The 11,640-nt window shown below is 59.2% G+C and carries 9 protein-coding genes; 8 read left to right on the top strand and 1 reads right to left on the bottom strand.

Features of this window, described 5'->3' with window-relative positions:
* Positions 1-26: 26 nt before the first annotated feature.
* The 4 genes from mfd to ABIQ96_RS13175 all read left to right on the top strand — a co-directional run bounded on the left by mfd (position 27) and on the right by ABIQ96_RS13175 (position 7,100).
* Positions 27-3,203 carry a transcription-repair coupling factor gene (gene mfd / locus ABIQ96_RS13190; protein ID WP_348215067.1) on the top strand — a complete coding sequence of 1,059 codons (3,177 nt, stop codon included), beginning with the start codon at positions 27-29 and terminating at the stop codon, positions 3,201-3,203.
* A 17-nt stretch (positions 3,204-3,220) separates the two neighbouring features.
* Positions 3,221-4,267 (top strand): SurA N-terminal domain-containing protein, encoded by a 1,047-nt coding sequence (locus ABIQ96_RS13185; RefSeq protein WP_348215066.1) that lies wholly within the window; start codon positions 3,221-3,223, stop codon positions 4,265-4,267.
* Positions 4,268-4,427: 160 nt separating this feature from the next.
* The gene (locus tag ABIQ96_RS13180; RefSeq protein WP_348215065.1) at positions 4,428-5,897 is read left to right on the top strand and encodes a PLP-dependent transferase; all 1,470 of its coding nucleotides are present in this window, start codon (positions 4,428-4,430) and stop codon (positions 5,895-5,897) included.
* A 69-nt stretch (positions 5,898-5,966) separates the two neighbouring features.
* Complete coding sequence (locus ABIQ96_RS13175) at positions 5,967-7,100, top strand: hypothetical protein (RefSeq protein ID WP_348215064.1); 1,134 nt, start codon at positions 5,967-5,969, stop codon at positions 7,098-7,100.
* Between the two features lie 5 nt (positions 7,101-7,105).
* Here ABIQ96_RS13175 and ABIQ96_RS13170 read toward each other — a convergent pair whose 3' ends face one another.
* Complete coding sequence (locus ABIQ96_RS13170) at positions 7,106-7,636, bottom strand: hypothetical protein (protein ID WP_348215063.1); 531 nt, start codon at positions 7,634-7,636, stop codon at positions 7,106-7,108.
* A gap of 436 nt (positions 7,637-8,072) precedes the next feature.
* On the opposite strand from ABIQ96_RS13170, the gene ABIQ96_RS13165 reads away from it, so the two are divergent.
* Genes ABIQ96_RS13165 through ABIQ96_RS13150 form a run of 4 tightly spaced genes read left to right on the top strand, consistent with a single transcriptional unit; the run spans position 8,073 to position 11,639 of the window.
* A complete protein-coding gene (locus ABIQ96_RS13165; RefSeq protein WP_348215062.1) occupies positions 8,073-9,311 on the top strand; it encodes an ABC transporter permease in 1,239 nt (412 codons plus the stop codon).
* A complete protein-coding gene (locus ABIQ96_RS13160) occupies positions 9,304-10,050 on the top strand; it encodes an ABC transporter ATP-binding protein (RefSeq protein WP_348215061.1) in 747 nt (248 codons plus the stop codon). The genes ABIQ96_RS13165 and ABIQ96_RS13160 overlap by 8 nt, the downstream gene beginning before the upstream one ends.
* A 9-nt stretch (positions 10,051-10,059) precedes the next feature.
* Entirely contained in the window at positions 10,060-11,019 is a 960-nt protein-coding gene (locus ABIQ96_RS13155) for an efflux RND transporter periplasmic adaptor subunit (protein WP_348215060.1), read from the top strand.
* Positions 11,016-11,639, top strand: coding sequence for an NUDIX hydrolase N-terminal domain-containing protein (locus ABIQ96_RS13150; protein ID WP_348215059.1), 624 nt, complete (start codon positions 11,016-11,018; stop codon positions 11,637-11,639). The genes ABIQ96_RS13155 and ABIQ96_RS13150 overlap by 4 nt, the downstream gene beginning before the upstream one ends.
* The last annotated feature ends 1 nt before the right edge of the window (position 11,640 follow it).

Here is an 11,640-nt window from a genome sequence, read left to right as displayed (position 1 = left end):
GGGCGAAATCCGTCCAAGGGTGCGGCGTGTCCAAGAAGGACGATTCCGCTCACGACTGGCTGCGCCGGGCCGTGACCCAGCCTGATTTCGCCGCGCGCCTGGCCCCTTTGGCCAAAGGTGATCGCGAAGTCGTGCTCGATCACTCCGCCGAGTCCGCCCACGCATTCCTCTCGGCGGTGGTGGTTCAGGCGGCGAAAGATCGGAAAAAAACGCGGCTGTGGCTGATTTCCGACATGCCGCGGCATCGCGAGCGGCTGGCATCGGAGCTGGAGCTGTGGGGCGTGACCGGGCTGGTCTTGCCGGAAGGTCCTGTCGAAACGGGCGATGGCACGATCGCCGATCCCGAGTCCGCTGCCGAGTGGTTCGCGGTTTTGGAAATCCTCGCGCGTTCGGAAAGCTGCGTCGTCATTTGCGGCAGCGACGCGTTCGATGGCAAGGCTCCTTCGCCCAACGCACTGCGAGCCAGCCGGACTCCGCTCAAACCAGGAACGGCGCTCGATCCCGCAGAACTCGCGAAATCTCTAACCGACCACGGCTACGAGCGCGTCCCGACCGTCACCGGCCGCGGCCAGTTCGCGGTGCGTGGCGGCATCCTCGATTTGTTCGCATGGCAGGCGGCGAAACCGCTGCGCTTGGAATTTTTCGACACCGATCTCGAATCGATTCGCGAGTTCGACCTGGATTCGCAGGCATCGACGAACAAGCTGATCGAATCCGACCTGCTGCTGGCCGAGCCATCGTCCGAAGCCACCGTCGCCGACTATCGGAGAAAAACCGATCTCATCATTTCCTTCGGCGCGGAGATCGTCCAACCGGATGTGCGAATCCTCGAAGACGCCGCGGAATTCAACAGCGAGGAGGATTTCACCCTCGCTTGTTTCGGCAGTCCGTTAGGAACCTTCGAGGCAGGTGATTTCGTGCTGGAGGAAACGCGGCGTGAAAATTTTTTCCGGCAGCTCAACGACTGGAAACGCGGTGGCTGGGACATCGCGATGGTCTTCGGCAACAAGGGCGAGGAGGAACGCTTCTCCGAACTCGCGGGCAAGGATCTGGAACGTGATCTCGGACTCATCCCGATCCGCGGCGAGCTGTTAGCCGGTTTCACCGTGCCGGTTTCCAAACTGGCGGTGCTTTCGTCATCGGAGCTTTTCGGCCGCTACCGCACGCCCGGCACGCAGCGGCGTTCGCTGTTGGAAAAAGCGCGTGCGTCGAGAGCCCGCGCCACCGTCGATGAAATGGAAGAGGGTGACCTCGTCGTCCACTATGAATATGGCATCGGCCGTTTTAAAGGCATCCAACAAGGCGATGAGGGCGACGAACTGGTTTTGGAATACCGCGACGGATCATTGTTAGGCGTGCCGCTGGAACAGGCCCACCTCGTCGGGAAATATGTAGGCCTCGGCGGCAAGACGCCGGAACTCAACAAGCTCGGCGGCACCGCCTGGAAAACCGCGCGCAAGGCGGCGGAGAAATCCATCCTCGATTACGCAGCTCAGCTTCTCCGCGTGCAGGCCGAGCGGCAGTCTGAGGAAGGCTTCGCCCATCCGCCGGATTCGCGGTGGATGTGGGAGTTCGAGCGCTCCTTCCACTACACCGAAACGACCGACCAGCGCCGGGCGATCGAGGAAACCAAGCTCGACCTCGAATCCACCCGCCCGATGGACCGCTTGATCTGCGGCGACGTGGGATTCGGCAAAACCGAAGTCGCGATCCGTGGCGCGTTCAAAGCGGTGACAAGTGGCAAACAGGTCGCCATTCTGGTGCCGACCACGGTGCTCGCCGAGCAACACTGGCGGACCTTCCGGGAGCGGATGTCGGATTACCCCGTTAGAATCGACCTGCTCAACCGTTTCCGCACCGCCGCCGAGGTGCGGGATACCATCGCCGGTCTGGAAGATGGATCCGTGGACATTGTGATCGGCACGCACCGGCTGGTTTCCGGTGATGTTCATTTCAAGGATCTCGGGCTGGTCGTCGTCGATGAAGAGCAGCGCTTCGGCGTGGCGCATAAGGAAAAATTCAAGCAGCTCTTCCGGCAAGTCGATGTGCTGACGCTTTCCGCGACGCCGATTCCTAGGACGCTTTACATGGCGCTGATGGGCGCGCGCGACATGTCCACCATCGACACCCCGCCGCCGAACCGGGTGCCGGTTTCCACGACTGTCTGCGCCTACGATGAGCGGATCATCCGCGATGCCATCCGCCGCGAGATGAAGCGCGGCGGGCAGACCTTTTTCCTGCACAACCGGGTGAAGACCATCGACATGATGGCATCGAAAATCCGCGAGTTGGTTCCGGAGGCGCGCATCCTTATCGGCCACGGCCAGATGGACAAGGACGACCTGGAAGTGGTGATGCATACTTTCGTGAAGGGCGAGGCGGATGTTTTGTTAGCGACGACTATTATCGAAACCGGCATCGACATCCCGAACGCGAACACCATCCTCATTGATCGCGCCGACCGTTTCGGTCTCGCGGATCTCTATCAGCTCCGGGGCCGCGTCGGCCGGGCGGGAGAAAAAGCCTATGCCATCCTGCTGCTGCCCCGCGACATGATGACTCAGGGCGACGCGCGGAAACGGATCAACGCGATCAAGGAATACACCGCGCTCGGCTCCGGATTCAAAATCGCGATGAAGGACCTGGAGATCCGCGGTGCTGGAAATTTGTTAGGAACGAAGCAGTCCGGCCACATCTCGCAGATCGGCTTCGAGTTGTATTGCCAGCTCCTCCGCCAATCCGTGGACCGGCTCAAGGGCCGCAAGGACGCGCCGCGCGACGAGACGAGTTTCAAGGCGGATTTCATCTGCTTCAGCGAGACCGCCTACTCTCGGGAAGATCCGAAGCTCGTGCTCCCCGCGTTTTTGCCGGCCTCCTGGCTGGAGGAAACGAAAGTCCGCATCACCGCCTACCGGGAAATTTCCGAGGCCGGGACCGAGAGGGCCCTCGATGCGCTCGAAAAATCCTGGCGCGACCGCTTCGGCCGAATCCCGGACGCGGCTGCAAGACTCATCGAAATCACCCGTATCAAAGCCCTCGCCGCCGGGGAAGGCATCTCCTCGGTGGAAATCCAAGGCCAGCGCCTGATGCTTCACCGGAATGGCGACTACATCCTCCTCGAAGGCCGCAGGTTTCCCCGCTTGCAATCCGCCACGCCGCAGGGAAAGCTCGCCGAAGCCGTTACCCTGCTTCAAAACTTCTGATCCCTTAAATGACCTCCATGAATTCGCGTCTCGGTTTCGCTCCGATTTTGGCAATGGCAATTTCCGGAGCCATTTTCTCAGGGTCAGGAATTTCCGCGCAAGTGGCACCTCCGCAACCACCGCAGCAACGTCCATCGGGCCCTATCGAGGTCAATGGCATCGCCGCCAAGGTCAACGGCCGGGTGATCACCAAGAACCAGGTTTCCTTCATGCTGGCTCCGGTTTACGCACAGTTGGTGACACAGTTCCCGCGCCGCGGACCTCAGTTCGAGACGAAATTCAAGGAGTCCAAAAGCAAGATCATCCAGGAGCTCATCGACCGCCAGATCATCCTCGACGAGTTCAAACAGCTCGGAGCGTTCATCAAACCGAATCTCATCGACGAGGAGATCAAGCGCCAGATGCGCGAACTCTACAACGGCGACGAGGCGAAATTCCGCCAGGAGCTCAAGAACAGCCGGCTGACGATGGAAGGCTATCGCGAAATGACCCGCGAGAAAATGGTCGTCCAAGCAATGCGCGCCCAGCAGTTCGCGGACGCCCCGCCGCCGCTCCCGAATGAAATCCAAAAGGAGTATGACGAGATCAAGCTCACCTTGCGTGATGTCTCCAAAGACAAGATCACCTTTCAGAAGATTTTCATCCCAGCCTCTGATCCGCAGAACCCGCTGAACACTCCGGAAACGCAACTCGCCGTCGCTGAAGACGTCGCAAAGCAAATTTCCGACGGGAAGGATTTCACCGAGCTCGCCAAGCAGTTTTCCAAAGATGCCTTCGCCGCGGATGGCGGGATCCAAAAGGATGTGCCACGCGCTGACTTGTCGCCGGAATTCGCATCGATCGTTTTCGAAACTCCGGTCGGCAAGGTCGCCGGGCCGCTGCTGGATCCTCAAGGCTTTACCATCGTCAAGCCGATCACGATCGATTTCGGTCCTTCGCCACCGCTCGACAATGAAGTCCGGCAGATGGTCGAACAACAGGTCAGCCGCAAGAAGACTTCCGCCCAATACGAGCACTGGATCGAAAGCAAGCGCAAGCGGGCGATGGTCGTGATCAATCCCTGATCGCGGTGTTTCGGGGCTGAAACAGGCTGGAATCACCGGTCCGGGAGTCTCACGGATCGTTGAAATTCGGGGATAATCGAGAGTTTGGTTCGGATTTCTTCAGGATTTGTCGTTGATCCGGCTTGCCCAAAGTCCACTGGCGAGGCATGGAGGGGGCGTGATGCGTGACCTATCAGCCAACCCGGCCTGGCAGGAACAGGATCTGGGGCTGCCGCTTCCGGATTCCACCCACGCGTGCTCGGTTTGCCTGCCGACATGGGATGCGATCGTCGGCTACGAGGAAGGCCGCGAGAAAGTCGTGAAACGGATGCGGACCGGCTATCCCCGGTTTTTCAAGCACCCGGCCGTGGAGCGGTTGTTCGCCGCCGCGAAATCGGAAGTCGCCAGCGAGCATGAGGAAGTGATCGTCCTGCCGACTCGGAACTCCGTGACACGCGCCCACCGCTGGGTGGAGCTGCGGGCGGAAACAGCCGTTAGAATCACGAGCCTGCATGGCTTGCAGGTGCTGGTCGTGCCGACCAAGGCCAAGGCGGATGCGAATGCTTACTGGCGTTTCACCGGTGAAGTCGTCAGCAGCCGGCAGGCAACGGATTTCCTCGATGGCAACATGCGCACGGGCTCGAAGTCGCATTTGATTTCCAGATCCCTCTCAAAATTCAACGGCGCGGCGCCTGAGGACATTTTCATTTTTTCCAGTGGCATGGCAGCAGTGACCGCCGTTCTGCGCGCGCTTCCCGGCGTGCGCGAAGGCAAGAAGACGCTGCAGTTGGAATTTCCCTACGTGGACAGCCTCAAGGTGCAGGAGTATTTCGGCCACGGGGTCGTCTATCTGAATGATGCGTCCGGTGAATCCTTCGACGAAGCCCTGCAACGCATCCGCCAGGGCGAATTCGCCGGCGTGTTTACCGAGGTCCCGAGCAATCCCCTGCTCCGCACCGTCGATCTGCACCGCGTGGCGAAAGCCTGTGAGGACAGCAGCACGCCGTTGATCATCGACGATTCCACCGCCGGTCCGCTGAACGTGGATTCGCTGAAATACGCCGACGTGGTCACAGGCAGTCTGACAAAATGGATTTCGGGAGAAGGCGACGTGATGGCCGGAATGGCGGCGGTACGGGCGGACTCGCCGGTCGCCGATGCCTTGCGCGAGTCTCTGAAAGTCGATTCCGCCGACACCGCACCGCTCTACATCGGCGATGCGGAAGTGCTGCTTTCCAACCTCAAAGGCTATTCCAAGCGGATGAAAACCGTGAATGCCAACGGACTCGCACTCGCCTCCTGGCTCGCCAATCATCCCGCGGTCGCGGAAGTCTGGCATCCTTCCCTCACCCAACGGGAAAACTACGACAAGGTCATGCGCAAGGGCGGCGGCTACGGCGGCCTGCTTTCGTTCGTCCTGAAAATGCCGAAGAAAACGCCGAAAGTTTACGACGCGCTGCGCCTGAGCAAGGGTCCGAGTTTCGGAACGGCATTCACCTTGGTTTGCCCCTACACGATGCTGGCCCATTACCACGAACTGGAATGGGCGGAAGGCTGCGGAGTTTCTCCAAACCTGCTACGGGTTTCGTGCGGGCTTGAACCGATAGAAACGATCATCGCCGCCTTCGAGGAAGCGCTTTCTCACGGCTGATCCCGAAACGCCAATTGGCTGGCGGAAAGCGCCGGGTTCGGCTAATGGGTTGTTCCGCCACCACGACCGATGAACGAGCCAACCACCGCATTGCCTTCGAGATTCGAACGCTTCGGCCTCTATCACCTCGAACGGTTCGAGCGGGAGAACACCGGTGAGACCGCGTTTGAAATACCGGATGAGGAACTGACGCGGCAGGTAAACCGCATCAGCGTGAAGGGGGTGGTCCTATCCTGCCTGGTGGGCATGATTTGCGTATTTCCCATCATCTATGTGGATGTGCGGTTCACCAATGCATCCGCCTGGGTCCACTACGGCTGGCTGATTGCCGTCACCGTGGTTGCCACCGCCATCGAGTTTTACTGCCTGTTTTATATTTCCCTCAAAGCGGTTCACAAGGTCAGCGAACTCATCCATCTGGAGCACGTGATGCATGAATCGCTCGAAGACGGGATCTTCGGCGTGAAGAACATCCTCGCCCGCACCGCGCTGGAGATCAATGATCCGGAGCTGAAAATCCTGGGCATCGATCCCTTCAAGAGGATCTCGAAGAAGAACCTCTTCGTCCTCGGGCTGTTATACAAAGGCAAGATCATCGTCTCGAATCTCCTGCTGAAATACAGCCTGCGTTTCACCGTTGGCAGCCGTCTGCTAGGAGTCCCCATCCTTTATGCTGCCATTCCGGTGGAAATGTTCTGGAACGGCCTTGTCATCCTCAAAGTGATCCGCGAGGCCCGGCTGAGGCTGTTCGGTTACGCACTTGCCAACAAGATCGCGGACTCCGTTGCGGCCGACGGCTATCTGGAAATCCTTTCGCCGGAAGCGAAAAAAGGCTGCCTGCGCGCCATCGGCAACGCCGTGGTGATGACGCAGAACTACCATCCCAACATGATCATCCTGTTGCTCCGCTTCAAGGACCTGTTCCAGGTCGAGGAGGAAGATCGTTATGACGATTGGGAGCTGTTTCTCGAAACACTTCGCGAGGTCAGCGAGCAGGAGCGGAATTTCCTGCTCGATCTACTAACTGTCGCCGCGGCCTTCGACGGAAAACTCTCGCCCATCGAAAAAGAACACCTTCAGGAAGCCTATCAGCAAGATGCGGAACTGTATCTCAAGCGGTTGACGGATCTGACCAGCCACTTGAAAAACGGCAGGCTGAACGCGGCGTTATCGCTTTGCCAACTGGATTTCATCAAAGGCTGAATCCGTCAGAGAAATCCGGGAAAGCCCGAATCATTCGGCGGTCCCGTAAAATGGTCGGCGAGAAAATTTCGCCAGATCTCGCGACTCTGTTCGGATAGACCCGCCGTCATCCGCGAGATGCACGGCCGGCAGATCATCAGCGGCAGCGGCCCGGTGACCAGCGAACCGCTGGAATCGAATAGCGCGGAAATCCCGAATCCCTCCAGACTTTTCCGCGGCGTGCGACACGCGATGCAGGCATCGAAGCGTTCCCTCAAATCGTGGGACAACATGAATTCCTTCATCCGCCCGTCCCAATCGATTTCCCGTTCGAGGAAACTCCGCACCGATTCTTTCGAGTCTTCTGAAAGTTGATCGGTCACCGCATCACGGCACGGCTGACAGATTGCGTATTCGAGGACGCACTCGCCACGGACAAACTCCTTGTTGACCAGCCAGACCGCATCGATCTCCACCAGCGGGACCTTGCAGCAAAGGCAGTGCGTAAACGCCTCGCCGGTTTCCTCCGACACCAACCATTCGTCCATCGAACGCATGGAGGGAGCATAAAATCCCCGTCTCCGCCGCATCCAGAAAAATCCCCCTCGGACTGCGGCAGCCCGCTGTCTGGCCGACAACCCGGGTCGTTTCCCAAACAATCGAGGTAACTTTCAAAAACGACCCCAGTCCGCTTCCCCGCGACCTCTCCCGCCCTGCCCACGACCCGTTCCCCGCTCAAAACGACCTCGGTTCTCGCTTAAACGACCCGCGTCGCTTCATGAAATACCCAGGTCGTTTCGCAAACGACCTAGGTCGCCAGCCCAACGACCTCGGTATTTTGCCCGGGGAAACAGGTCGTTTGCCTTTCATCATCGTTCATTTCCCTCCCAGCCAATTCGTCTCTGGGGACCTAGCAGGAATTCAGGCCACTCTTCCCAAAAGAGCCTAAAACGCCACGTTTCAAACAAGTGCATCACGATTTCACGGAATTGCATGTCACGGGTTGCGCGGTCGCGAGCCATCGCTAAGATCCGCCTGCGGGAGGTTGTTCCTCCCATTTCCTGCATGATCGGCCTCGCTCTCAAAATGCTCTTCGGCGACACAGCCAAGTATCTCATGCTGGTGGCCGGTCTGTTTTTCGCCACGTTTCTGATCGTCCAACAGGCGTCGGTGTTTTGCGGACTGATGATGTGGACCACGGCGACTTTGAAAAACGTGGCGGCTCCGATTTATGTGGTGGAGGAACGCGTGGAACAGATCAACGAAACGAACCCAATGCGCGATACCGATGTGGCGCGGGTGCGCTCGGTATCCGCAGTGCGTTGGGCGATGCCGCTTTACTCGGGCATCCAGCGGGTGCGGTTGTCTAACGGCGCGTTCAAAACCGTGCAACTCGTGGGAATCGACGCGGCGTCGCTAGCAGGCGCTCCGGGGAGGATGGTGCCGGGAAAAGGAAGGCTCGAGGATTTGCGGCTGCCGAATACGGTGATCATCGACGAACTTGCAGTGGAACGGCTTTCTCTGGATAAGGAGCATCCCGTCGGAGTTGGCTCGATTTTCGAAATCAACGACGTCGAAGCGCGGGTCGTGGGAATCTGCAAGGCGATGCGCTCGTTCACCGGCGGTCCCTACATTTGGACAACCTACGAGCGGGCGCTGCAATACGCGCCGCCACAGCGGAAAATGCTCTCCGCCGTGATCGCAGCGCCGATCGAGGGCGTCTCCGTGGACGACGCGGTGATAGAGATCGAGAAACAGACCGGACTGCGGGCCTATGTGAACGGGGAATTCGGGAAAGGCACCAAGGATTTCAGCACCTCCACGGTGTGGTGGTATGTGAAAAACACCGGCATCCCGATTTCCTTCGGCACGACCGTGATCATCGGATTCATCGTGGGAGTGGCGATCGCCTGTCAGACGTTTTATGCCTTTGTTTTGGATAATTTGAAACACCTCGGCGCGCTCAAGGCGATGGGCATGTCGAATTTCCGGCTGAGCATGATGTTGATTTTCCAAGCGCTGACCGTAGGGCTGATCGGCTTCGGACTCGGTCTGTTAGCGACGTCCGGTTTCGCAATGGGAGCGCTTGAAAAAGGCCAGCCACCGTTTGTCATGCCGTGGCAGATCCCGGTGGTGGCGTTCTGCGTCATCCAGCTGATCTGCATGCTTGCCGCCCTGATGGGAATCATCCGCCTGAGTCTCTACGAACCCGCCATGGTCTTCCGTGCCTAACACATCTCCATCCACTCACCGCATCGTCGTCGATGTCCGCGCTGTCGAAAAAAGTTTCGGCGACGGGCCGGACAAGATCCACGTGCTCAAGCAAGTGAACCTCCAGGCGCGCACCGGCGAGATCATGATGCTCGTCGGGCCATCCGGTTGCGGAAAAACAACGCTGCTCAGCGCCATCGCCGGAACGATGCGCGTGGAGAGTGGCGAGATCGAGGTTTTCGGAAATCACCTTGAGAAAATGTCCGGTGCGGCGCTCACCCGTTTTCGGGCGGAGAACATCGGTTTCATTTTCCAACAGTTCAATCTCATCCCCACGCTGAGCATCGCGGAAAACGTCGGCGTGCCGCTGCTCATTCAAGGCGTTTCCAGCAGCAAGGCGCTCAAGCGCTCGCGGGAGGTCCTCGAACGCGTCGGACTCGGCCCTCGCTGGAAGGAGCGGCCTAACAAACTCTCCGGCGGACAACAGCAACGCGTCGCCATCGCCCGCGCTCTCGTCCACGAGCCGCCGCTGGTAATCTGCGACGAACCGACCGCCGCACTCGACGCGCAGAACGGCGAAATCGTCCTCGATCTTTTCCGCCAGGTCGCCCGCTCGCCGGAGCGTGCGGTAATCATAGTGACGCACGACAATCGCATTTTCTCCTACGCCGACCGGATCGCCCGCATGGACGACGGCGAGATCGTCGAGGTCAAGGAACAGCAGCAGCAACCTCATTTCGAGCACGAACACGCCACCTAACATTCCATCATGAACTTCATGTCGAAAACCGTCCGTTACGGATCGATCCTCGCCGCCATCTTCGGCGTGGTGATGATCGTGAGGGTCTCAAACCTCCAGGCCGAGCGCGCGATGCCGCCCCCTGGCGATCCGCCGGTCATGCCTCCGCAGAAACCCTATGTCCACGCAGTCGCCGCGACCGGAATTCTTGAGGCACTGAGTGAAAATGTTGCTATCGGTGTTCCCCTGCCCGGCCTCGTTACCGAGGTTTTCGTGAAGGTGAACGATGCCGTGAAAAATGGTCAGCCGCTCTTGAAACTCGATGACCGGGATCTCATCGCCGAGCAACTCTCCACCCAGGCCCAACAGGAAATTTCACGCGCGCAGATCACGGTCAGCGAGGCGCAACTCGGCAAACTCGAAGGACAGCTCGCGCGGCTCACTGCTGTTAGCGATACCCGCGCCGTCAGCCGCGACGACTTGGAGAACCGCAAACAGGACGTCACCGTTTCCCAAGCGCAAGTCGCCGCAGCCAAGGCGCAGCTTGTCTCGTCGGAAACGTCTTTGAAACGGATCGCCATGTTGATCGAACGATTGACCGTTAGAGCCCCGCGTGACGGCACCATCATCCAGCTCAACGTCCGCGCCGGCGAATACGCGGCCACCTCGCCCAAGACTCCGGCGATGATCCTCGGCGAAACCAACAAACTCCAGGTCCGTGCCGACATCGACGAGCAGAACGCGACCCGCATCCGCGAGGGACAGAAGGCCTACGGCTATCTGAAAGGCGATCCCACGATCACCTTCCCGCTCGAATTCATCCGCGTGGAGCCTTACGTGATTCCCAAGGTTTCGCTCACCGGATCAAGCACCGAACGGGTGGACACCCGCGTGCTGCAGGTGATTTACTCGCTCGTCCGCCCGGCGGATCTTCCGTTATACGTCGGCCAGCAAGTGGATGTCTTCATCGAAGCACCGGAAAGAAAATGAACCCTCCCGACCTGATAGCACCACCGGATTGGATCGCCTTGAGCCGCGAGCTCAAGTCCATCGCCGAGGCTGGCCTGCGTTACTCGGAAGGTCCTTACGACCGCGAGCGCTATCTGCGCCTGCACGAAATTTCCTCGTTGCCGATGCAGGCTGTAGCTCCTGATTTCAAATGGCCGCAGGAATTTGGCTACGCGACCCCGAAGGTGGATGTTCGCGCGGCGGTGTTTGATGAAAACGACCGCATCCTACTGGTGCAGGAAGCATCCTCCGGCGAGTGGACGCTTCCGGGAGGCTGGGCCGATCTCAATGGCAGCCCCGCCGAGAACGCCGTAAAGGAAGTCCGTGAGGAATCCGGCATCGAGGTGGAGGTGATGAAACTCATCGCCTGTTGGGACAAGGACAAGCAAGGGCATCCGCGCCAGCCGGAGCATGTTTACAAACTCGTTTTCCTCTGCCGCATCATCGGTGGAAATCTAGCTACCAGCCACGAAACTTCCGGTGCCGATTTCTTTTCCGCCGACGGGCTGCCGCCGCTGTGTCCGCACCGGGCAGCCAGACATTACCTCGACCTCGCCTGGCAACACGCCGCGAATCCATCACTTCCCACCGCTTTCGACTGAG

The sequence above is a fragment of the Luteolibacter sp. genome (assembly GCF_039920825.1).
Classification (GTDB): domain Bacteria; phylum Verrucomicrobiota; class Verrucomicrobiia; order Verrucomicrobiales; family Akkermansiaceae; genus Luteolibacter.
Note: the sequence above shows the minus strand (reverse complement) of the source record. Positions and strands in the feature narration are given on the sequence as shown.